This is a genomic window from Pseudomonas sp. ANT_J12 (assembly GCF_008370045.1).
Classification (GTDB): domain Bacteria; phylum Pseudomonadota; class Gammaproteobacteria; order Pseudomonadales; family Pseudomonadaceae; genus Aquipseudomonas.
Window position 1 is genome coordinate 84,188 of the sequence record NZ_VOBN01000012.1, and the last position, 22,420, is coordinate 106,607.

Consider the following 22,420-nt stretch of genomic DNA (forward strand, 5'->3'; position numbering starts at 1 on the left):
GACCAGAAAATCGCATGGAACAGATCAATCGTCTTGTTGATTGCATCGACCAACTGACTCGTTCAGCAGAATCCAGATCCGTCGAAGCCTTGCAGCTCGTCAAGGAAATCGAGAATCGAGATAGGCTTATCGATCAACTACGCCTTGATTCAAAAGAACTTCGGACTCGCGTATCGCTTCAGGAACGCGAGATCGAACTGCTGCACGAGCAGTTGCAGGCGACTGAACAGTATCTGAAAGATGCCGGTGTGTTACTCCAGGCAAAAGAACGCGAGGCTGTCGCCATTTCCGATTGGGCGGTGGATTTGCGCACTCGACTGGCTGCAAAGCAAGCAGAGCTGCTCAAACTCTCTGACTGGAGCAGCGCCATCGAGCGCGCACCGCTGCATTATTCGATACGCAAACTACTGTTTAAATTATCGCGCAGCATCTACGCGCACCTGCCGCTCACCGCAAACCAAAAAAGCAGGCTGGCGCGTCGTGTTCGCAGCTGGCTAAAACCACGCAAGGCAACGTCGGGCAAATCACTGACATCGTCAGGCGTTACATCGTTGCCGCTCCCGCCACCTCAAGCAAACATTGAAGTACAGTCCTCCACTGCGCATCCCACGGTCCTGATGTTCGGAGTCATTGACTGGCACTTCCGCATTCAGCGCCCGCAAAACCTGGCCAAAGAGTTGGCCAGAGCAGGACAGACGACATTTTATATCTCGAATCATTTTATCGACGACGAGGCACCCGGCTTCGAAGTAGAACCACTGGATGAGTCCAGCGGACTATTCCAGATCCGCCTTAAGGTCCTCGGCGCACCGGCTATTTATCATGCTCCGCCCTCAACTGCCGCGATCAGCCAGCTGTGCCAGAGTATCGCCATGCTCCTGCAATGGGCGAAAGTCGATACTGTGGATTGCATCGTCCAGCATGCCTACTGGTTCCCGCTGGCAAGACGTATCCCAAATTCCACGCTGATCTATGACTGCATGGATCATCATGAAGGCTTTGGCAACGTTGCGCAGGAATTGCTCGACCTTGAAATCGCCTTGATGCGCAGAGCGGACCTGCTGGTAGCGACGTCCGACTGGATTGAACAGCACGCCAAGCGAGAAAACCGCAACGTAGAAGTGATCCGCAATGCCGCTGAGTACAACTTCTTCAGCCAACGTCCCGACAACGTCTACCGGGATCCTGAAAATAGAAAAATCATCGGTTATTACGGCGCCATTGCCGAATGGTTCGATCTGGACCTCGTCAAGCAAGTAGCCCAATCCTTCCCGCAGCACCTGATACTGCTGATTGGCAATGATACGGTGCAGGCGAAAAAACACCTCAAGGCCTGTCCGAATGTGGTCATGGAAGGCGAAGTTCCGTATGCCTCACTACCGCACTATCTCCATGCCATAGACGTTTGCCTGCTTCCGTTCAAAGTCATTCCGTTGACCCTGGCCACCAATCCGGTAAAGGTCTATGAATACTTGAGCGCGGGGAAACCCGTGGTGTCGGTGAAACTACCGGAGCTGAGCCAGTTCGGGGAACTGGTCTGGACGGCTAAAAACCCGACTGACTTCATCTCGGCAATACACAATATTCTGGAAACACTGCCAGAGGCCGACTCCACGCTGCAAGCGCGCCAATCATTCGCACAGGGTCAGACCTGGCAGCATCGGGCCGCAAGCTTGCGTCAGGCCATCGACACCTTGCCCCTGCCTAAAGTCAGCGTCGTGGTGTTGACCTATAACAATCTGGAGCTCACCAAGGCCTGCCTCGACAGCCTGTTGACCCAGAGTCACTACGCGAACCTTGAGATTATAGTCGTCGATAACAACTCCAGCGACCACACCCCTGCATTCCTCACCGCCTGGGCAGATGGACATCCAGACCGGATCGTCATCCTCAACCCTGACAACAAGGGATTCGCAGCGGGCAATAACGTGGGTCTCGCAGCGGCCAGCGGCGATTATATGGTTGTCCTGAACAATGACACAGTGGTCACCGCCGGCTGGATCAAAGGCTTGATCCGTCACCTACAGGACAACAAAGACATCGGGATCATCGGCCCGATCACTAACAACATCGGCAATGAAGCAAAAGTCAGCACCCGTTATTGCCGGATAGAAGACATGCACACCGAGTCTTCAGAAATGACCCGCGCCCATATGGGTGAGTGGTTCGAAATCAATACCCTGGCCTTTTTCTGCGTAATGTTCCCGCGCTCGACCTATGAGCAAATAGGTGGACTGTGCGAAGAGTATGGTCTGGGGTTCTTCGAAGATGACGATTACTGTCGCCGCGTGCAGCACAGCGGCATGCGTGCTGCCTGTGCCGAAGATGTCTTCGTTCACCACCACTTATCCGCCTCGTTCAACAAATTAGGCGCAGAGAAAAAACAGGCACTTTTCGAAAAAAACAAAGCGATTTACGAGCGCAAGTGGGGACCTTGGGTCCCGCACACGTATCGAGACGTATAAGCAGCCCGTTATGCGCCCCTTTGCACGACACTGATGTGTTGAACACCAGAGACGATATTTTGCATAGAGATAGCCTGAAATACGCAGTGGTACTGTCCGTTTTATTAGCAAGTACGGCTATCAGCCTGTACGGTTTTTCGACGCTTGAACTTCCGAGTATGAACAGCGACATCCGGACGCTATTGCTGTCGGTGGCAGGTCTGACCGCCCTCACTGTCATCACCCGCCAGTCACCGATAGTTCTGGGCTTCGGTTTGATTGCATGCCTGTCCATTGCCTTCGGACAGGCTTGGCCAATGATTGTCCTCGCTGTGTTCGCGCTGTCTTCAACCGTATTCGGCAGATGGATGCTGGGGCAAAGAATATCCGCCGACTGGACCGTCCACTTCCTGATCGGAGCGGGTACGTTTGGCACGTTTACAGGCCTGGCGGCGTACTTCCCGATCAACTACCCTTGGCTGTATTCAGCGCTGCTGTTATTGCCGCTTTTATTGGGGCACAAACACACCACGTCGATATGTCGTGAACTTCTGACGCGAATTCGAGCCGTCCACCGCCCGAAAACAACAACCCAGACTGTACTTGACGTACTGATTTGTAGCTTCGCATGCCTTTACGTATTGGTAGCCTTCATGCCGGAGGTAGGGCACGACGCGCTGGCTATGCACCTCTTCGTTCCTTCACATCTGGCACAGCTACATCAGTGGAAGTTCGACGCAAACACTTATGTGTGGGCTGTCATGCCCATGCTGGTCGACTGGATCTACAGTATTACCTATATGCTGGCCGGTGAGACAGCATCGCGCCTGACCAACTCCGCATTTACTTTGTTGCTGGCGTGGCAAGTTCGGAACATGACAATTTGGGCCGGAGGAACTGCCACAAGCTCCCGGTGGGCAGCCCTTATCTTCCTGTCGACTCCCCTCGCATTCGCTGAAAGCAGCAGCCTGCATATAGAGTCGGCGTGGACCGCTTTCATAATGGGCGGATCACTCGCGATATTAAAAGTCTCAAGTTTCACACCTGATGCCAAAGAGCGTATGTCGCACCTGCTCCTGGCAGGGACAATGCTGGGCTTCGCCATGGCGGCCAAGGCCGTGACACTGAATATCCTACCGGTCCTCCTGGTTTTTCTCTTATTGCAATACAAAGCCTGGGCCCTCCAAGGGATAGTCAGGACGCTCATCCTGGGCTGCATCTGCTTGATACTAGCGGGGGTTACACCTTACGTCTCTGCCTGGTATCTGACGGGCAATCCCGTATTCCCGTTTTTCAATGCCATTTTCCAATCGCCGCTATGGCCGAACAAAAACTTCGAACCACCGGCAATCTTCGGCACAGGGGTTACCTGGGATACCCTCTATCGAATGGTCTTCAAGTCGAATCAGTTCATTGAAGGACAAGTTGGCGCGGCAGGTTTCCAATGGCTACTGCTGCCCACGACTGCCGCCGCCCTTGTATTGAGCGGAAACAAAAAAGCGTTGTGCATCCTCTTTTTCGCCGTCGGCGCGATGATCATGACGTTCCACTCAACGGCGTATTTGCGTTATATATTCCCCTCTTTCGCTCTGTTTTCAGTGATTCTCGCCCTGCCCTTCTCCGACAGTAAGGTCTTCCCGCGGCCCCTCGCAATCATTGCCGGTGTCCTGTTGGTCCTGACCAATACCCGATTCATTCAGACGGCGACTTACTACGGTCAAATAAATCCATCTTCGCTGTTCAGTGCGGCCGGTCGAGATGCCTATCTATCAGAGCGTTTGCCTATCAGAAAAATGGTCGACGCAGTCAACGCTTTAAATACCGAACATCATCCCGTGGCGGTCTTTGCGTCCCCCTTGATGGCGGGCTTGAGCAGCGATGCCCTTTACACGTCGTGGTACAACGTGAAATGGAAAGCCGAATTCGACGCGGCGACCTCGCAACCAAAACTTACGCAGCTATTACGCCGCCGTCAGGTGGACTGGCTGATTATCGACCTCAAGAACACTCCCAAGGCTCAACTCGAGCTACTGCTCAATGTGTCCACTTCGTATGCAAAAAAAGGTGATCTGGACCTGCGCAAACTTAATAACACTTACTCCGAACGGTTGCTCAACCCCGAACTATCCAACCTCGAAGGCTGGAGTCTGAGTTCGCCATCGACCTATGACGCGTCTCGAAAAATCCTGACCGTCAATGTAAAGACACCGGCAACACAGCGTGTCGAAGTGACGCCGGGACAACCTTACATAAACAGCGTCTTTGCACGCTGCGCAACGACGCCCACTCCCGGAAGAATCCAGGCCAACTGGATGGATGCCCAAGACGCCTTCATTACTACCGACATCGAGACGTTTGACTGCACGACGGAATGGGAGACACACGAGATGAACGTAGTCGCACCTCTGAATGCCTCGTCCGTAATCATCTATGCGTCCGGCCATACCGATACTCCTCTGGAGTTCAAGTCACTTTCATTCAGACAATAGTCAGCGATATCGATGAACTCAAAAACAGAGCTTTTCACGGAAGAACAACGAGTTGCGGTAGTCATCCCAAGCTACCGGGTAACTGCGCACATCGCAGGTGTCATTGAAGCCATAGGGCCGGAAGTGTGGCGTATCTATGTCATTGACGATGCCTGCCCAGATGGTTCAGGTGGGCATGTGCTGACTTCCTGTACCGACCCGAGAGTCAAGGTGCTGCCCCACGACGTCAACAAAGGGGTGGGCGGTGCAGTAATGACCGGCTATCGAGCAGCCATTGAGGATGGTGCGAGCATCATCGTTAAAGTCGATGGCGATGGTCAGATGGATCCGGGTCTGATCCCGCTTTTTATTGAGCCGATCCTTGCGGGAGAAGCCGACTATACAAAAGGCAATCGCTTTTTCGATCTGGAAGAAGTTCAATCGATGCCGCGGGTTCGCCTCTTCGGCAATGCCATATTGTCGCTGATGGCCAAACTGTCGACGGGGTATTGGGATCTGTTTGACCCCACTAACGGGTATACCGCGATTCATCGTGACGTCGCCAAGCTATTGCCCCTCGACAAGGTCAGTCAACGCTACTTTTTCGAGACCGACATTCTGTTCCGCTTGAACACCGTGCGCGCCGTGGTTGTCGATATCCCAATGGAAGCCAGATACGGCGACGAAGTCAGCAATCTTAAAATCTCGAAAATCATTGGCGAGTTTCTATTCAAACACCTGCGAAACTTTACCAAACGAGTGTTCTACAACTACTACCTGCGAGACATGTCTTTGGCCTCGATCGAATTACCGATCGGGATTCTCATGTTCTTGTTCGGGACCCTCTTCGGCAGCTATCACTGGCTTGAATCCGCTCAGAATGCCGTCGCGACGCCAGCCGGGACCGTGATGCTCAGCGCTCTGCCTATGCTCTTTGGGTTGCAGTTGATCATGGCATTCCTCGGCCATGACATCGCCTCCGTACCAAGCAGGCCAAGGCATTCCAGGCGCCGTAAGGCAATGCCATTGCGAGAAAAAAACCTATGAAGGCACTGAGAGATTTTCTGTCCGATCCATCGCTCAAGGCATTGGACGTCGATGGCGTCGAGCGCCTTGAACTTCATGAGAGAGTTCTTGAGCGCAAGCGAATGCTCCGGGAAGTATTCATCGAATTCCATCATTCGTTTCATCGCCTGGCCGACCGGTATTTCAAGGTCAAAGGTCTTGAGGTGGAGCTGGGTGCGGGCATCGCGCCCATGCGCAATTCGTACCCTGAAGTATTGGCCACGGACATTGTCTCCACCGAGCAACTAGACATGGCACTGAATGCTGAATCAATGAGCCTGGACGACCACTCGGTCAAAGCATTTTATGGCCAAAACTGCTTTCACCATTTTCCTCATCCCGATCGGTTTTTCACAGAGCTGGAGAGGACGCTCAAACCAGGTGGCGGGGCCATTTTAATAGAACCCTTTCACGGACCATTTGCCGCTTTTCTCTATAAGCGTCTGTTCAAGTCCGAGGGATTCGACATGCACTTCGAGTCGTGGGAAACACCGTCGACCGGCCCCATGAACGGCGCCAATCAGGCCCTCAGCTATATCGTCTTCGTTCGGGACAGGAACGCATTCGAGCTCAAGCACCCTGGTCTGGAGATCGTCCATCAGGAAATTTGCTGTAATTATCCCCGCTACCTGATTTCGGGCGGATTAAACTTTCGCCAGTTGCTCCCTGATTCGCTGATCCCCTTGATTAAAGTCGTTGAAAAACTGCTTTACCCCTTGCGGCGTGTGCTCGCACTCCATCACATCGTGGTCATCAGGAGGAAGTCTTGACCTTTATCAGGTATGGCGCTATCCAGCTCCTAGCCTATGCGTTGGACATGGGAACCTTTTTGCTTTTGATCTCTTTATTCAAGGATCAACCGGTCCTGGCCAATATCGCCGGCAAAGGGGTCGCCGGTGTGTTCGCTTTCTTTTTGCATCGGTACTTTACGTTCCAGTCGACCCGTGGCAGCGGCAAAGCTCAAGCACTCAGCTACTTCTCATTGCTCGCCATTAATATCCCGGTTGCTTCGGCCTTGTTCAGCGCGGGTCTGTATTTCGTCAATAGCCCTACCCCGGTGAAGTTTGTCTCCGACGTGGCCTGTGTAGTCGTGACTTACTGGATCAGCAAACTGTTCGTGTTTAGTTCCGATGCGCACACGTCTGCCGCGTCCGACCGCACTAAAGGTGTATGACGATGAAGCTGCTCATTACCGGTGCGACGGGCTACATCGGACAACGGCTGACATCTCTCGCGGCAGCGGGCGGACACGAGGTCATTTGCGCCACGCGCCAACCGTGTCCCGCAGCCTATACCTGGCTCGCTTACGACCTGCAGGGGCCGCCCCCTGATTGCCCGACAGGAATTCAGGCGCTTATCCATTTGGCTGCCGATACATCGACAGGCGCTCACACTGGCGCGGACAACGAAGTAAGGGCAGCTCAAGCGCTAATCCGTTGCGCCCATCAATGCTCGGCCAGGTTCATCTTCATCTCCAGCCAGACTGCCGAGGCCACGGCTCCTAGTGCTTACGGCCGGACAAAATGGCGTATCGAGCAGGAGGTGCTTGCCGCCGGAGGAGTCGTGATCCGCCCCGGACAAGTGTATGGCGGCCCCGAACGCGGGCTGTTTGGTGTGTTATCAAGACTGGTTCGCCGACTGCCCATCATTCCGATATTAATGCCTGCGCCTTGCGTGCAGCCCATCCATGTCGACGACCTTGCAGCCTCAATATTGGCCGTGGTCGAGCAGGAAGACATTCGCGCCGAGATTTTGAATCTGGGCGCGGTGCAGCCGATTTCGTTTGGCCGCTTTCTCATGTCGATCGCAGTACACCGAGTCCATGCCGTTCGCCTGCCAGTCCCCCTGCCGGTGGCACTGCTCAAATTGCTCAGCCTGTCACTCGGGCAATCGCTGAGCACGAAACTGGGCTTGGAGCGGATTTTTTCACTCATCAATCTCCCGCACATGGACAGCGAGCGCTCCCTGCAAAAGCTGGGTGTCAAGCTGCGCCCCCTCGCTCATGGCATGCACCGCTCTGGCCGTGGCCAACGCCGGCAACTCCTTCAAGAGGCCGCCGCACTCTTGAACTACCTGCTCAAAAACCCGCCGCAAAGAAGCCTGATCAGTCGGTACGCAAGAGCGCTGGAGCGCGCAGGCAAAACCCGACCGGTCATCAGCTCACGCCTGTTGATGCGCTGGCCGATACTCCTGACACTCCTCGACAATCACCGCGTCCTGAAGGAGCCCTGCGCTCAGGATCTCTCCTGGCGGCTTCAGGTTGCACTCAGTATTGCCGAAGCCAGCCCCCAGGGAGCGAAGACGTTTCTCGGCACCCTGCAGCAGCGCAACCTTGTCACCACGCTGATAGCGCTGGGATTGACCTCGGTCAAAGAGCTTGTGTGGCGGATATCAACCCTGTTGTGCCGACCCTTTGCCCGCCAGCTGTTTCTTGGAAGGGAAGCCCAGCGTGAAGACTGAATTTGATGTAATCATTGTCGGTAGCGGCCCTGCCGGGACTTCGGCCGCCTATCCACTGGTTAAAGCCGGCCTGAAAGTACTCATGGTGGATGCCCAGGTCGATGCTGGCTCAGCGGCGGCGCCGACCCGTCCGTTCCTCACCAGCAGGACAAACGACGAGCTTCAGTGGAAATGGATGATCGGCGAAAACTTCCACGCGTTGAATCAACTGGATGCGGTATCACCCAAACTGAAGACGCCGACCCATGCCCATGTCTTTCAGGGGTTCAGCGCAAGCAATCGCATCGAAGCCAACAACTTTATCGGCATAGGATCATTGGCAACCGGTGGCCTGTCGAATGCCTGGGGCTGCGGCGTTGCGCGTCTCCCCGCCAGCGATTTTTCCGATCTGCCCATCGACTACTCCGAGCTGGAGAAGTCCTACGAAACGGTCTCTCGCCGGATCGGTATCAGTGGTCAGATCGACGACGATCTTTCAAGCTACTTCGGCCTCGATGAGTGGTCGCAACCGCCTTTGCCACTGGACAAATTGCATCAACGACTACTTGATAACTACACTCGACGCCGACAGTCGTTACCCGATTCGGGGTTTCGTCTTGGCCGCTCCAGGGTGGCAGTCTTGAGTCAGCCTCTGGAAGAACGCAAAGCCTGCGATCTGTCTGGAAACTGCTTGTGGGGATGTCAGAATCAGGCGCTGTATTGCGCATCGCAAGAGCTTCCGAAACTCAAGCAATACCCGGGATTCCAGCACGTTCAAGACTTCCTGGTGGATGACCTCTTGAAACAGGACGGTTCGTGGGCAATCACCGACCATCGCTCCTCCCGACGGTTCTCTGGTACGCGCCTACTGCTGGCGGCAGGAACTCTCGCGTCGACCAGACTCGCCCTTAAGCACCTGAATTATTCAGCTCCATTACCACTGTTATCGTCGCCAACTGCAGCCTTCCTGCTATGGCTGCCGAAAATGCTCGGCACCCCAAGAGTTTCGGCGTTTGGTCTGGGCCAGCTATCGTTCGCCCTGGAGCTGACTTCTGATGCTACGGCTTTCGGCTCGACGTTCAGCACCACAGGATTGCCGATGAGCGAGTTTGTCAGCCGGGTTCCGATGAGCAAACGCTATAGCATCGAACTGCTGAAAAACCTGCTCAGCTCTTGCCTTGTCGGAAATATCTTCCTTCCTGGCCACCTGTCCAACAATACGGCAGCGTTGCGCCCCGATGGTTCGTTGAGCATCAACGGCGATCTGCAACCAGAGATACCGGCGCTCATGAAAACTGCCGAGGCAAAGCTGCGTCGAATCTATTGGAAAATGGGCGCGCTGTTGATGCCCATGAGTTTCACCGTCGGAAAGCCAGGGGCGGATATCCACTATGCGGGAACACTCCCCATGCACTCGATGCCCAAGATCGGGCAGACCGATATCTTTGGCGAAGTGGCGGGACTTCCCGGCATACATATTGTCGACGGGGCTTGCTTGCCCAGCCTTACCGAGAAATCGCACACCCTGACTATCATGGCCAACGCGGACCGGATAGGGCGTTCACTTGCAACACAACGATAGGAAATCAAAAGGAATGATCCGTAAGGTACTCTGCATCGTCGGCACACGTCCGGAAGCCATCAAAATGGCACCTGTGATCAAGGCTCTGCAGGCAGAAAAAAATATCGATTGTCGGGTTCTGGCCACCGCCCAGCACCGAGGCATGCTTGACCAAGTGCTTGAGTTCTTCGGAATTACTCCCGATCTGGACCTGGACATCATGCGCCCCAATCAGTCATTGACGACGCTGACCGCACGTTTGCTACTGGATCTGGATGGCGTCCTGCAGTCCGAGAAACCGGATGTAGTGCTGGCTCAAGGTGACACGACCACCGTGATGAGCGCTGCGCTGGCGTGCTTCTATTTGCGGATTCCTTTCGGTCATATCGAAGCAGGCCTGCGCACCGGGGATATCTACAACCCATTCCCCGAAGAAGCCAACCGAGTGATCGCCGGTAAACTGGCCCGCTGGCATTTCGCACCGACTCAGGGTTCCATGGACAATCTACTGCGCGAAGGCGTAGCCCCAGCGAATATCACCATGACCGGCAATACCGTCATTGATGCGTTGCTGATGACTGCTGCGCGAACGCTGCCACTCGATATCGAGCTGGATCCGAGCAAACGTCTGGTGCTGGTGACTTCCCACCGTAGAGAAAACTTCGGTGAACCGTTCCAGAATATCTGCCAGGCACTCAAGAGCCTGGCAGAACGGAACCCGGACATCCAGATTCTTTACCCCGTACACCCCAATCCGAACGTCAAGGATGTCGCATATCAGTTGCTCGGCCATACACCGAACATCATTCTGTGTGCGCCACTGGATTACGCACCGTTCATTGCCGCGATGAAACGCTCGTACCTTATCATCAGCGACTCCGGCGGCGTGCAGGAAGAAGCACCAGCCCTCGGTAAACCCGTTCTGGTACTCCGGGAGGAAACCGAACGCCCGGAAGCGGTCGACCTTGGCGTGGTCAAGCTGGTAGGTGCCAACCGAGACACCATTATCGAACAAGCACAACGTTTGCTTGATGACCCTCTGGCTTATCGGAGCATGGCACGTGGGGTTTCCCCCTATGGCGACGGCAAGGCCGCAGCGCGCATAGTCGGCGTTTTAAGGCAGCACTTCCAACAATGCGAATGATCTACTTATCCCCGGTGCCGTGGGCCAGCTTCAGCCAGCGCTCGCATCATTTCGTCAACTGGTATCACAACCAGACCGGGGAGTCCGTGTTCTGGATCGATCCGTACCCGACACGCTTGCCATCGCTGAATGATTTCAGACGCAAGCTGCCTGTTGCCGATCAGCAAAGCGTCAGCGTTCCGCCCTGGCTGCAGGTCTGCAAACTCCAGACCTTACCGATCGAGCCCATTCCGGGCTCGACGATGGTACTAAAGCAACTCTGGCGCAACATTTTCAAAAAAACCGCGGCGTTTTCTGCGGGAGGACCGTGCATGATTTGTGTCGGAAAACCCTCCGAACTGGCTCTGCAGTTGCTGTCGCGCATGCCTGAAAGCTATGCCGTCTACGATGCCATGGATGACTTTCCGGCCTTTTATCAGGGCCTGTCACGGTGGTCCATGGAACGTCGCCAGGAACACCTCATTCGTCGGGTATCTAACGTGCTGGTGTCCTCCACGGCCCTTCGCGACAAGCACTTGAGCGTGACGGACAAGGTAGAACTGGCCCTCAATGCATGTGACGTGCAGGAACTGGTGCCGATCGAGAGTCTTGACCTGGGCGCAAAACAACAGGTACTCGGCTACGTCGGCACGGTGGGCCGGTGGTTCGATTGGGATCTGGTCATTGCGCTAGCACGAGCCAATCCTGAAAATAAAATTCGGCTGATCGGCCCCATATTCTCTCCGGCGCCTTGCGTATTGCCTGCCAATATCGAACTGCTCCCCGAGCGCTCCCACGCCAGTGCAATAGCAGCCATGGCAACGTTTTCGGTAGGATTGATTCCTTTCAGACTCAGCCGGCTGACCGCTTCGGTTGACCCGATCAAATACTATGAATACCGCGCCCTCGGCTTGCCCGTTATATCCACCCGTTTCGGTGAAATGGCGCAACGTGGCCAAGAGCCTGGCGTTTGGATAGTGGATGAAGGAACTGATTTGCGTAAAACCACCCTTGAGGCGCTCGCCAGTCACAGCGATCATTCAACTATTCATCAATTTCGCCAGAACAATCTATGGGCGAACCGTTTCGCTGCGACGCACATGCAAACACAGGTATACGCCGCTCGAACCGAGTTCGACCTACGCACACAGCAAAACCCGGCGTAGCGCTGTTTTGACGTCATCGCGCTCCCCTAAACCCGCCTCAACATTACGATTGGATTGAGTCATTTCATGGCACATAAACAACCTAACCTTCTGGTATGGCATGGCAGCCAGGTCACCGCAGAGGAACGACGTCAACTGTTGGGCCAGAAGCCTGTAACGCTTTGGCTCACGGGACTTAGCGCTTCGGGCAAGTCTACCCTCGCCTACGCTCTCGAACGGTCCTTGATGGACATGGGACGCATGTGCTTCGTGCTTGATGGCGACAACGTCCGTCATGGACTCAACAACAATATTGGATTCAGCCCGGAGGATCGGGCGGAAAACATCCGCAGAGTCGCGGAAGTAGCGAAACTGATGAACTCCGCCGGCATGATCGTCATCGCGGCCTTCATCTCTCCCTTTAATTATGACCGCCAACAGGCACACGAAATCATAGGCGCTGCCAACTTTCGGGAAGTACACGTCAGCACTTCTCTGGCCGTTTGCGAGTCTCGCGATCCAAAAGGGTTGTATAGCAAGGCGAGAGCGGGAACCCTGGCGGAATTCACTGGCATCTCCTCGCCTTATGAAGCACCTGAGCAGCCTGACCTGAGAATCGACACTAATATTTCGACGCTGGACGAGTCGGTCAATCAACTGCTCGCCATCATTGATCCCAACTACCCCCTCAGGATTCAAAAACCCTCATAGCTGCTGATAACGTACAGCTGATAGTTCGCATCAACGAAGCGACTACTTCTATCATGGCCTCGTTTACAGCCTCATCTTTTTACCCTTCCCTGCCTGCCTCAGGAACACGCCAAGCATGCCCAATGCATTCGAAAATCTGCTGGTTTCCTCGCCCAATGGAGGGGGGCTGCTCCTTATCCACAATGGCCTGGTATTTCGTCTGGACGACATCAACACCACCGGCATCAGCCTGAGTGGTGACAAATTTTTGAGGGGTTTTCAGCCTGAGGGGCTGGTTTTTTACCAGGAAAACCAAACTTCAGAGGACTCAGGGACGTCGATTCCCGACATCCATGATGTGCTCATCGTGGACTCTTCTCTCTACGCTGTAGGGACGAACGCTAATGAAGTCCTGCAGTTGGATATGAATGCAATCCCGCTGCGCCGATGGACCTTTCCCGGTGAAAACGACGCAAAACATATCAACTGCCTGGCGCTCTGGAATCAGCGCATAGTCTTTAGCGCCTTTGGTGACTTCACGGACCACCGTGAGTACAAAGGCAATACAACCCAAGCCGGTTTCGTCCAGGATTTGCACACTGGAGAACGCTTGATCGAGGCGTTGTCGCAACCCCATAGCCTGGTCCCGTTTGGCGACAAGCTGTTACTCGCCAACTCCGAAACCAGGGAGTTACGGGAATACGACAGCAGCGCAAAACTGTTGCGAAGCAAAACGCTGGACGGTTACACCCGAGGTATCTGCGTTCAGGACAACATTCTGTACATCGGCTTGAGTCGCTCACGCAATATCGATAGCAGTGCCATCGTGAATGCAAACCTGGTGGCACTGGACCTTCAAAGCTGGGAGGAACTGGGGCGCATAGAACTCCCGATATCGGAAATTTACTCGGTCCTGCCCATTGAGGATATCGACGCACTCCCCTCTGTACTTGCTGGCATCAGCCAGCGTGCAGCCGTTGATTATCGACACGCCATAAACACGCGCGACGAACAAATCCAGGAGCTGAAGAACAATAACGAGCGGCTCAAGCTGATGGAAAAGTCCCTGACTGAGCACCTCGATACGCGAAACAAGCAATACACCGAACACGTCGTCGCCTTGACTGAACGAGATACCCGTATTGTCGATCTGGCTCAAGGAAGCGCAGCGCTGATGCACGAGCTAGAGCAGTCTACGGCGCTCCGTGCCGACGATAGCCTCAAGCTTGTGCAAAGCCAGTCATACATCCAGACGCTCGAAGCTGACCTTCAAGAGTATGCTCAGCAGTCCTTGATCCTGCAGCAGCACTCCAAAGATATCGCAGAACAACTACAGGGAACCCTTCCTCGCATCCATATCCAGGAACAACAGATCCAGGACTTGACAGCCACCCGGGCAAAAAACAATGAACACATCGCCGAGCTCATCGCCCAGGACCAGCAGACCAAACTGCAGTTGGATCAGACCACACAGGAACTCCTGATCGAGAAACAACAGCTCCTGCTATTGACGGATGTGATTCAGGAAAAAGAGCAACAGCTAGAGGCCGCACAAATGTTGTTGGCCGATGTCACGAGGAAGAACAACGCGGAACTGGAAGCGGCCCGCGTGGCGTTGGCTGATGTAACGAGGGAGAAGAACGCACAACTGGAAGCGGCTCGCGTGGCGTTGGCTGATGTAACGAGGGAGAAGAACACACAACTGGAAGCGGCTCGCGTCGCGTTGGCTGATGTAACGAGGGAGAAGAACACACAACTGGAAGCGGCTCGCGTCGCGTTGGCTGATGTAACGCAGGCGAAAGACGATCAACTCGATGCACTGGGGGCTTCACTGGCAGAGCGCGATTCGCAAATGAGCGTCATGAGCCAACAGCTCGAAGCAAGTACGCAAATCAACCGCGTCCTGCTCGAGAGCCACTCATGGCGCTGGACGCGCCCGCTGAGAGACCTTCGACGCCTGCTCAGGCTTTAAATTCAGCACGCCTCCGATACCGCAGATCAGAGGCGCCAAGCCTTTGACTCCATCAAACAGGTCAGCGAATTGGGAGGACAGAAAAGCGCCTCGTACAACCATTTTGTCAGGCGCTTGTTGCCCTTCGGGCCGGCATGATCACCAAACTCACGACCAAGCGTACGTTCGCAAAAATGCCTTGAGTAACAAAATCGGCGAATCGTAAAGCACTTAAAACTGAGCTCCGAATGTTACCAAGAACGAATTTTTGAGACACAGCACCCACAATTGAAAAATATTTTCAATAAATCCCCCCCATTGCCGACAACCTGACAAAGCCTTGCAAAGTCTTGCGGATTAAAAAACACCATGCGTAATAACCAGCCCAACACACAACGCGAACGGACCTTCCCGGCTCAGCAACGGTTGATCTCCACTACCGACGCCAAAGGCGTGATCACTTACTGCAACGACGCCTTTGTCGAAATCAGTGGGTTTTCCCGTGAAGAGCTGATCCGTGCGCCGCACAACCTGGTCCGTCACCCCGACGTGCCGGCAGCGGTGTTCGCGCACATGTGGGGCACATTGAAACAAGGCTTGCCATGGATGGGCATTGTCAAGAATCGCTGCAAGACCGGTGATCACTACTGGGTTAACGCCTATGTCACGCCGGTGTTCGAAGGCAATCAGGTGGTCGGTTACGAGTCGGTGCGGATCAAACCCACCGCCGAACAGATCCGCCGTGCCGAAGCGCTCTACCAACGCATCAACCAGGGCAAGTCGGCGATTCCTTCGACCGATAAATGGCTGCCGATCCTGCAGGATTGGGTGCCGTTTATTCTGATCAGCCAGATCAGCTTCATGATCGGCGCCTCGCTCAACTCCCAATGGGGTTTTGCCTTGGCCGCCGGTTTGTCGGTGCCGCTGGGCCTGATGGGTTTGAGCTGGCAACAGCGCGGCCTCAAGCGCCTGCTGGTCCTGGCCGGGCAAACCACGTCCGACCCGCTGATCGCCCAGATGTACACCGACAGCCGTGGCGCCCAGGCGCGCCTGGAGATGTCGATCCTCAGCCAGGAAGCGCGTCTGAAGACTTGCCTGACCCGTCTGCAGGACACCGCCGAGCACCTGACCGAGCAAGCCAAGCAGTCCGACACCCTGGCGCACAACAGCTCCAATGGCCTGGAACGCCAGCGCGTCGAAACCGAGCAAGTGGCCACCGCCGTCAACCAGATGGCCGCCACCACCCAGGAAGTCGCCAGCCATGTGCAACGCACGGCGGATGCCACCCAGGAAGCCAATCGCCTGACCAGTCGCGGCCGTGACATTGCCGGGGAAACCCGCGAAGCCATTCAACGTCTGTCGGTAGTGGTGGGTGAAACCGGCCTGACCGTGACTCAACTGGCCAAGGACAGCGACGAAATCGGTGGCGTGGTCGATGTGATCAAAGGCATCGCCGACCAGACCAACCTGCTGGCACTCAACGCCGCCATCGAAGCGGCCCGCGCCGGTGAAATGGGCCGTGGTTTCGCGGTGGTCGCGGACGAAGTGCGCCAACTGGCGCAACGCACCAGCGAATCCACCGGGCAGATCCACGCCCTGATCGCCAAGCTGCAACAGACCGCCAACACCGCCGTACAAACCATGGACGCCGGGCACCGACAGGCCGAAGAAGGCGTGGCGCGGGTCTTGGAAGCGGACCAGGCACTGATCGGCATCAGCGAAGCGGTGGCGCACATCACCGACATGACCACACAGATTGCAGCGGCGACTGAAGAACAAAGCTCGGTGGCCGAAGAAATCAGCCGCAACATCAGCAACATCTCGCAACTGGCGGACCAGACATCGGAACAGGCGCAACACTCGGCGCTACTGAGTGAAGAACTGACGAAGACGGCCAGTACCCAGTATTCGTTGGTGGAGCGGTTTAACCGCTGATTGATGTTTGAAAGACAAAAACCCGGACAGCGAAAGCCTCCGGGTTTTTTATTGCCCGCAGCAATGCCCTACCCCAAACAACTCTCCCCCACAAGCTGTCAGGTCTGACAGTAGACGAGCATAAACAAAATTCGCAATATTCCTGGGCAGTTTGCTCACACCTGTCAAGAGGAATGCAACATGAATATTGACAAGTATTGGCTTCAGCCCATACCTAAAAACGATGATCCGACCAACATGTTTGCGTGGGTCATTAACGGCGACCAGGAAATAATCGCTAAAAATATATTTTTTTTCAGGGAATATGATCCGACTTCTGGCGGAGACCTTTACATATGGATGGCAGAAGAGGACGACCATAAATTCCTAATAGCGACCACCTACAACATAATTGATCCACCACTGGTTACCGGCGTTGAACTCATCAACGAAGAATTCATCTTGGTATACGGTAACGGAAACGAATCGACTTCAATCAATAACGGAAGCCTGGCGGTATATCTGGATGCTGGAACAAAGACCGTTGCGGGAGGCTTCAGCATTGAAATCCCCCTCCATTCCCAGCACGTAAGCGCCAAAGGACGCTTCAATGTGAAGATGTAGGCCTGGCAATATGATTCCGAATGGCGGAAAACCTCATTAACCAAGAAGAGGACATCAAGATGAGACACTTCGATATCATCCTCCCCAGGAAGAGCAATAACAAAAAACTCCGCCATTCATTCCATTGGACGCTCGATGGTCATCTGACAAAGGCTCATGACTGCTTTTTGCATCTCACCGAACCGCCTCACGATGAATACTGGCACTTCATTGGCACTACCGGAACTCTTGAAGAGCACGGTAATTACTTCAGTTTCAACCTGACGGTGCCTAACATGGGAGAGGAACTTCTGGAGCATACTTATACGCTTGAAGATGGACTGGAGTTTTATCATGTCTATTCGGTGACCTACCCTGACTATATCGAGCTCAGATCATTCCCTGCCATCTATGCAGAACTCGCTATCCGGCTTAAACCCAAGGGCAAGGTCAAAGGCGACTTCAAGGGCAGGTTCAACTTCGACAATAAAGTCCTGGCTCCGGAAGGTGCATTTGAATTGTTTAGACATTAACCACTAAAAAGCACTGCACCATAGCGGGAGAAATCAGGCGCAACACTCGGCGCTACTGAGTGAAGAACTGACGAAGACGGCCAGTACCCAGTATTCGTTGGTGGAGCGGTTTAACCGCTGATCTTCGTTGTCAGGGCGTGATGATCGTTCCCACGCTCCGCGTGGGAATGCAGCCCGGGACGCTCCGCGTCCCAACAGCGGACGCAGAGCGTCCATTGAGGCATTCCCACGCGGAGCGTGGGAACGATCAAGACCTCACTGAAGAAACCCGGCCACCTTCTGCGCCGCAGCCGCCAAATGCTGCTCATGACTAAACCCCGAAGCCTTCAGCGGCTTCAAATCATGATCCCCGGCCACCAGCCAGAACACCTCGATACTCGGCGACAACGCATACGCCTCGACCGCCTCCCGATTGCCCAGCGCATCCCGCTCGCCCTGCACAATCAAAGTCCGGGTCTTGAGCCCGGCCAGGTGCTCGACCCTGGGTTTCTCCGGTTTGCCCACGGCATAAAACGGATAGCCCAGGCACACCAGCGCATCCGCGCCCAATTCATCCGCCAGCAAACTGGCCATGCGGCCACCCATGGACTTGCCGCCAATGGCCAGCGTCCCAGTGACATGGCGTCGCACCTGGGCATACACCTCACGCCAGCATTCCAGCAGTTTCGGTGCCGGATTTGGTGGGCGTTTGCCGCCGTCGAGGCGTCGTTGCGCCATGTAGGGAAACTCGAAGCGCACCACGTTGACGCCTTGTGCGGCAAGGCGCGCGGCCATGTCGTTCATCCAGGCGCTGTCCATCGGTGCACCGGCGCCGTGGGCGAGGATCAGCGTGGTCGATGACGGCATCGAGGCGGCATTCCACAGCCATCCATGATCCTCCAGGCACCGCGCCCATTGATCCCCGTCAATACTGGCTTTGTGCTCTTTGTCCATGCTTGCCTCGCTTTTAGTCTGCCTATAACTCCAGGCGAAGGAAGCGCTTGCCTCGTGCGCGCGCATTCACTTCGGCTGAACCGTGGATGGGGAACCATGAACACTTCTATCAGTACCGCCTACAACTACAAGGTGGTCCGCCAATTCGCCATTATGACGGTGGTATGGGGCATCGTCGGCATGGGGCTCGGGGTTTTTCTCGCCGCTCAATTGGTCTGGCCCGAACTCAACTTCAATTTGCCGTGGACCAGCTTCGGCCGTTTGCGCCCGCTGCACACCAACGCGGTGATCTTCGCTTTCGGCGGCTGCGCCCTGTTCGCCAGTTCGTTCTATTCGGTGCAACGCACCTGTCAGACCCAACTGTTTGCACCGAAAGTCGCCCAGTTCTGCTTCTGGGGCTGGCAACTGGTAATCGTGTTGGCGGCCGTCAGCCTGCCGCTGGGCTACACCAGTTCCAAGGAATACGCCGAGCTGGAATGGCCGATCGACATCCTGATCACCATCGTCTGGGTCGCCTACGCCATCGTGTTCTTCGGCACGCTGGCCAAGCGCAAGACCAAGCACATCTATGTCGGCAACTGGTTCTTCGGTGCGTTCATCGTCACCGTGGCGATCCTGCACATCGTCAACAACATGGAAATCCCGGTCAGCTGGACCAAGTCCTACTCGCTGTACGGCGGCGCGACCGACGCCATGGTGCAGTGGTGGTACGGCCACAACGCGGTAGGCTTTTTCCTCACCGCAGGCTTCCTCGGGATGATGTACTACTTCGTGCCGAAACAGGCCGAGCGTCCGGTTTACTCCTATCGCCTGTCCATCGTGCACTTCTGGGCGCTGATCACCCTGTACATCTGGGCCGGTCCGCACCACTTGCACTACACCGCGTTGCCGGATTGGGCACAGTCCCTGGGCATGGTGATGTCGCTGATCCTGCTGGCGCCAAGCTGGGGCGGGATGATCAACGGGATGATGACGCTCTCTGGCGCCTGGCATAAGTTGCGCAGCGACCCGATCCTGCGCTTCCTCGTGGTCTCCCTGGCGTTCTACGGCATGTCGACCTTCGAGGGGCCGATGATGGCGATCAAGACTGTGAACGCCCTCTCCCACTACACCGACTGGACCATCGGCCACGTTCACGCCGGCGCGCTCGGCTGGGTGGCGATGATTTCCATCGGCGCGCTGTACCACATGATCCCGAAAATCTTCGGCCGGCCACAGATGCACAGCATCGGCCTGATCAACGCGCACTTCTGGCTCGCGACTATCGGCACCGTGCTCTACATCGCCTCGATGTGGGTCAACGGCATCGCCCAGGGCCTTATGTGGCGCGCTGTCAACGAAGACGGCACGCTGACCTACTCCTTCGTCGAAACCCTGGTGGCCAGCCACCCAGGCTTCGTCGTGCGATTGGTGGGCGGTGCGATCTTCTTCAGCGGCATGTTGCTGATGGCCTACAACACCTGGCGCACCGTGCGGGCCTCACAGCCTGCCGAAGCCGCCGCTGCCGCGCAGATGGCCTGAGGAGTCCGCCATGAAACACGAAACCATCGAGAAAAACGTCGGCCTGCTGCTGTTGCTGATGATCCTGGCCGTGAGCATCGGCGGTCTGACCCAGATCGTCCCGCTGTTCTTCCAGGACGTGACCAATAAACCGGTGGAAGGCATGAAGCCCTACACCGCGCTGCAACTGGAAGGTCGCGACATTTACATCCGCGAAGGCTGCGTAGGCTGCCACTCGCAGATGATCCGGCCATTTCGCGCCGAGACCGAACGCTACGGCCACTACTCGGTCGCCGGGGAAAGCGTCTGGGATCACCCGTTCCTGTGGGGCTCCAAGCGTACCGGGCCTGACCTGGCACGGGTCGGCGGCCGCTACTCCGAAGACTGGCACCGCGCGCATTTGTACAACCCGCGCAACGTCGTCCCGGAATCGAAGATGCCTGGCTACCCATGGCTGGTGGCCAATCAGCTCGACAGCAGCCACACCGAAACCAAGATCAAGGCCATGCGCACCCTCGGCGTGCCATACAGCGACGACGACATCAGCGGTGCCGTCGCCTCGCTCAAGGGCAAGACCGAAATGGACGCACTTGTCGCCTACCTGCAAGTGCTCGGCACTGCCATCAAGAGCAAGAGGTGAGCCATGGCCATTCCCTTTGAAATAGCCAGTGTGATGAGCAGTGGAATGATCCGCGGCCTGGGCACGGTCGTGGTGTTTGTGGCCTTCGTCGGCCTGGCGTTGTGGGTGTTCAACGGCAAGCGCAGCCCGGAATTCGCCGAAGCACGAATGCTGCCGTTCGCCGACGAGTTGAACCCCGATGACGCCACCCAAGAACCTGAACCAAGGAGTACCCGGCCATGACCACCTTCTGGAGTACGTGGATCTGCGTACTGACCATCGGCAGCCTGATCGGCCTGACCTGGCTGCTGATCGGCACCCGCAAGGGCGAAACCAAGGGCAGCGTCGACCAGACTATGGGCCACAGCTTCGACGGCATCGAGGAGTACGACAACCCGCTGCCGCAGTGGTGGTTCATGCTGTTCGCCGCCACGCTGGTGTTTGCCGTGGGTTATCTGGTCCTGTATCCGGGCCTGGGCAACTGGAAAGGCGTGCTGCCGGGTTACGAGGACGGCTGGACCGGCGTCCACGAGTGGGAAAAGGAAATGGACAAGGCAGATGCCAAGTTCGGACCGATCTTCGCCAAATTCGCCGCCATGCCGGTGGCAGAAGTGGCGAAAGACCCGCAAGCGCTGAAAATGGGCGGTCGCCTGTTTGCCTCCAACTGCGCGGTGTGCCACGGCTCGGACGCCAAGGGCGCCTTCGGCTTCCCCAACCTGGTGGACCGTGATTGGCGCTGGGGCGGCGATCCCGACATGATCAAGACCACGATCATGGGTGGCCGGATGGCGGCGATGCCGGCCTGGGGTGAAATCCTCGGTGAGGCTGGCGTGAAAAACGTCGCCGCGTATGTGCGTCACGACCTGGCCGGCCTGCCGTTGCCCGCCGACAGCAACGCCGATGTGCAAGCCGGTCAGCAGTTGTTCAGCACCACCTGCGTCGCCTGTCATGGGGCAAATGGCCACGGCACTGAAGCCATGGGCGCACCGAACCTGACGCACCCGGCCGGTTTCATTTATGGTTCAAGCCTGGCGCAACTGCAACAAACCATTCGCCATGGTCGCCAGGGCCATATGCCGGCGCAGAACGAGTTGCTCGGTAATGACAAGGTGCAACTGCTCGCCGCCTACGTTTTCAGCCTTTCGAAGGGTGAGGAGCAGTTGAGCGGCAAGTTGCAAGCTACAAGCGGCAAGTAAAGGCATAAAAATCAGCGACAAGTTTCAAGCTACAAGCGGCAAGTACAGGCAAAAGCAAAAGCTGCAAGCAACGAGATCCCTCTTGAAGCTTGCAGCTTGACGCTTATGGCTGCTTCTTTTTGTCACACCCCCTCCCCGCCTCCCTTTCGGTTCCCCTGATTCGGGTCTACGCTTGCTCGATGCGGACTGGCAAAGTACCGGTTCCAGGTCGAAATTAGCCGATGTGTTCGACAAAT

19 protein-coding genes are annotated in these 22,420 nt (G+C 55.8%); 18 read left to right on the forward strand and 1 reads right to left on the reverse strand.

Annotated features, from left to right (window positions below; all coding sequences use genetic code 11):
* Window positions 1-14: 14 nt before the first annotated feature.
* The 14 genes from FQ192_RS22565 to FQ192_RS22630 all read left to right on the forward strand — a co-directional run bounded on the left by FQ192_RS22565 (window position 15) and on the right by FQ192_RS22630 (window position 17,936).
* Window positions 15-2,465 carry a glycosyltransferase gene (locus FQ192_RS22565; protein ID WP_149660522.1) on the forward strand — a complete coding sequence of 817 codons (2,451 nt, stop codon included), beginning with the start codon at window positions 15-17 and terminating at the stop codon, window positions 2,463-2,465.
* 158 nt (window positions 2,466-2,623) lie between these two features.
* Entirely contained in the window at window positions 2,624-4,933 is a 2,310-nt protein-coding gene (locus FQ192_RS22570; protein ID WP_256672342.1) for a glycosyl transferase, read from the forward strand.
* A gap of 12 nt (window positions 4,934-4,945) precedes the next feature.
* Complete coding sequence (locus FQ192_RS22575; RefSeq protein ID WP_149660524.1) at window positions 4,946-5,959, forward strand: glycosyltransferase family 2 protein; 1,014 nt, start codon at window positions 4,946-4,948, stop codon at window positions 5,957-5,959.
* Complete coding sequence (locus tag FQ192_RS22580; RefSeq protein WP_256672343.1) at window positions 5,956-6,747, forward strand: class I SAM-dependent methyltransferase; 792 nt, start codon at window positions 5,956-5,958, stop codon at window positions 6,745-6,747. Before FQ192_RS22575 ends, FQ192_RS22580 begins: the two co-directional genes overlap by 4 nt.
* Window positions 6,744-7,151, forward strand: a complete 408-nt coding sequence (locus FQ192_RS22585; protein ID WP_149660525.1) for a GtrA family protein — start codon at window positions 6,744-6,746, stop codon at window positions 7,149-7,151. The genes FQ192_RS22580 and FQ192_RS22585 overlap by 4 nt, the downstream gene beginning before the upstream one ends.
* Window positions 7,152-7,153: 2 nt before the next feature.
* A complete protein-coding gene (locus FQ192_RS22590; RefSeq protein WP_149660526.1) occupies window positions 7,154-8,437 on the forward strand; it encodes an NAD(P)-dependent oxidoreductase in 1,284 nt (427 codons plus the stop codon).
* A complete protein-coding gene (locus FQ192_RS22595; RefSeq protein WP_149660527.1) occupies window positions 8,427-9,998 on the forward strand; it encodes an FAD-dependent oxidoreductase in 1,572 nt (523 codons plus the stop codon). The genes FQ192_RS22590 and FQ192_RS22595 overlap by 11 nt, the downstream gene beginning before the upstream one ends.
* Window positions 9,999-10,011: 13 nt before the next feature.
* Window positions 10,012-11,121, forward strand: a complete 1,110-nt coding sequence (wecB, locus tag FQ192_RS22600) for a non-hydrolyzing UDP-N-acetylglucosamine 2-epimerase (protein WP_149660528.1) — start codon at window positions 10,012-10,014, stop codon at window positions 11,119-11,121.
* Complete coding sequence (locus FQ192_RS22605) at window positions 11,118-12,266, forward strand: glycosyl transferase (RefSeq protein WP_256672344.1); 1,149 nt, start codon at window positions 11,118-11,120, stop codon at window positions 12,264-12,266. The genes wecB and FQ192_RS22605 overlap by 4 nt, the downstream gene beginning before the upstream one ends.
* Window positions 12,267-12,332: 66 nt before the next feature.
* The gene (gene cysC, locus FQ192_RS22610; protein ID WP_149660530.1) at window positions 12,333-12,956 is read left to right on the forward strand and encodes an adenylyl-sulfate kinase; all 624 of its coding nucleotides are present in this window, start codon (window positions 12,333-12,335) and stop codon (window positions 12,954-12,956) included.
* A 115-nt stretch (window positions 12,957-13,071) separates the two neighbouring features.
* On the forward strand, window positions 13,072-14,907 hold the full coding sequence (locus FQ192_RS22615; protein ID WP_149660531.1) for a DUF4915 domain-containing protein: 1,836 nt from the start codon (window positions 13,072-13,074) through the stop codon (window positions 14,905-14,907).
* 348 nt (window positions 14,908-15,255) lie between these two features.
* Window positions 15,256-16,821 (forward strand): PAS domain-containing methyl-accepting chemotaxis protein, encoded by a 1,566-nt coding sequence (locus FQ192_RS22620; protein WP_149660532.1) that lies wholly within the window; start codon window positions 15,256-15,258, stop codon window positions 16,819-16,821.
* A gap of 180 nt (window positions 16,822-17,001) precedes the next feature.
* Window positions 17,002-17,424, forward strand: a complete 423-nt coding sequence (locus tag FQ192_RS22625; RefSeq protein ID WP_149660533.1) for a hypothetical protein — start codon at window positions 17,002-17,004, stop codon at window positions 17,422-17,424.
* 59 nt (window positions 17,425-17,483) lie between these two features.
* Complete coding sequence (locus FQ192_RS22630; RefSeq protein ID WP_149660534.1) at window positions 17,484-17,936, forward strand: hypothetical protein; 453 nt, start codon at window positions 17,484-17,486, stop codon at window positions 17,934-17,936.
* Window positions 17,937-18,191: 255 nt separating this feature from the next.
* Here the strand turns inward: FQ192_RS22630 and FQ192_RS22640 are convergent, their stop codons facing one another.
* Window positions 18,192-18,869 (reverse strand): alpha/beta family hydrolase, encoded by a 678-nt coding sequence (locus FQ192_RS22640; protein ID WP_149660536.1) that lies wholly within the window; start codon window positions 18,867-18,869, stop codon window positions 18,192-18,194.
* 96 nt (window positions 18,870-18,965) lie between these two features.
* On the opposite strand from FQ192_RS22640, the gene ccoN reads away from it, so the two are divergent.
* The 4 genes from ccoN to ccoP are packed head-to-tail and all read left to right on the forward strand — an operon-like array spanning window position 18,966 to window position 22,184.
* The gene (gene ccoN, locus FQ192_RS22645) at window positions 18,966-20,390 is read left to right on the forward strand and encodes a cytochrome-c oxidase, cbb3-type subunit I (RefSeq protein WP_149660537.1); all 1,425 of its coding nucleotides are present in this window, start codon (window positions 18,966-18,968) and stop codon (window positions 20,388-20,390) included.
* Between the two features lie 10 nt (window positions 20,391-20,400).
* Window positions 20,401-21,009 (forward strand): cytochrome-c oxidase, cbb3-type subunit II, encoded by a 609-nt coding sequence (gene ccoO, locus FQ192_RS22650; protein ID WP_149660538.1) that lies wholly within the window; start codon window positions 20,401-20,403, stop codon window positions 21,007-21,009.
* A 3-nt stretch (window positions 21,010-21,012) separates the two neighbouring features.
* Window positions 21,013-21,231, forward strand: coding sequence for a CcoQ/FixQ family Cbb3-type cytochrome c oxidase assembly chaperone (locus FQ192_RS22655; RefSeq protein WP_149660539.1), 219 nt, complete (start codon window positions 21,013-21,015; stop codon window positions 21,229-21,231).
* Window positions 21,228-22,184, forward strand: a complete 957-nt coding sequence (gene ccoP, locus FQ192_RS22660; protein WP_149660540.1) for a cytochrome-c oxidase, cbb3-type subunit III — start codon at window positions 21,228-21,230, stop codon at window positions 22,182-22,184. The genes FQ192_RS22655 and ccoP overlap by 4 nt, the downstream gene beginning before the upstream one ends.
* Window positions 22,185-22,420: the final 236 nt, after the last annotated feature.

What these genes read in the sequence shown, in the direction of transcription:
- FQ192_RS22620 (WP_149660532.1), top strand. Translation starts at nt 15,256, where the DNA reads ATGCGTAATAACCAGCCCAACACACAACGCGAACGGACCTTCCCGGCT.
- FQ192_RS22575 (WP_149660524.1), top strand. Translation starts at nt 4,946, where the DNA reads ATGAACTCAAAAACAGAGCTTTTCACGGAAGAACAACGAGTTGCGGTA.
- FQ192_RS22630 (WP_149660534.1), top strand. Translation starts at nt 17,484, where the DNA reads ATGAGACACTTCGATATCATCCTCCCCAGGAAGAGCAATAACAAAAAA.
- FQ192_RS22590 (WP_149660526.1), top strand. Translation starts at nt 7,154, where the DNA reads ATGAAGCTGCTCATTACCGGTGCGACGGGCTACATCGGACAACGGCTG.
- wecB (WP_149660528.1), top strand. Translation starts at nt 10,012, where the DNA reads ATGATCCGTAAGGTACTCTGCATCGTCGGCACACGTCCGGAAGCCATC.
- FQ192_RS22615 (WP_149660531.1), top strand. Translation starts at nt 13,072, where the DNA reads ATGCCCAATGCATTCGAAAATCTGCTGGTTTCCTCGCCCAATGGAGGG.
- ccoN (WP_149660537.1), top strand. Translation starts at nt 18,966, where the DNA reads ATGAACACTTCTATCAGTACCGCCTACAACTACAAGGTGGTCCGCCAA.
- FQ192_RS22655 (WP_149660539.1), top strand. Translation starts at nt 21,013, where the DNA reads ATGGCCATTCCCTTTGAAATAGCCAGTGTGATGAGCAGTGGAATGATC.
- FQ192_RS22625 (WP_149660533.1), top strand. Translation starts at nt 17,002, where the DNA reads ATGAATATTGACAAGTATTGGCTTCAGCCCATACCTAAAAACGATGAT.
- ccoO (WP_149660538.1), top strand. Translation starts at nt 20,401, where the DNA reads ATGAAACACGAAACCATCGAGAAAAACGTCGGCCTGCTGCTGTTGCTG.
- FQ192_RS22565 (WP_149660522.1), top strand. Translation starts at nt 15, where the DNA reads ATGGAACAGATCAATCGTCTTGTTGATTGCATCGACCAACTGACTCGT.
- ccoP (WP_149660540.1), top strand. Translation starts at nt 21,228, where the DNA reads ATGACCACCTTCTGGAGTACGTGGATCTGCGTACTGACCATCGGCAGC.
- FQ192_RS22580 (WP_256672343.1), top strand. Translation starts at nt 5,956, where the DNA reads ATGAAGGCACTGAGAGATTTTCTGTCCGATCCATCGCTCAAGGCATTG.
- FQ192_RS22570 (WP_256672342.1), top strand. Translation starts at nt 2,624, where the DNA reads ATGAACAGCGACATCCGGACGCTATTGCTGTCGGTGGCAGGTCTGACC.
- FQ192_RS22605 (WP_256672344.1), top strand. Translation starts at nt 11,118, where the DNA reads ATGATCTACTTATCCCCGGTGCCGTGGGCCAGCTTCAGCCAGCGCTCG.
- FQ192_RS22640 (WP_149660536.1), bottom strand. Translation starts at nt 18,869, where the DNA reads ATGGACAAAGAGCACAAAGCCAGTATTGACGGGGATCAATGGGCGCGG.
- cysC (WP_149660530.1), top strand. Translation starts at nt 12,333, where the DNA reads ATGGCACATAAACAACCTAACCTTCTGGTATGGCATGGCAGCCAGGTC.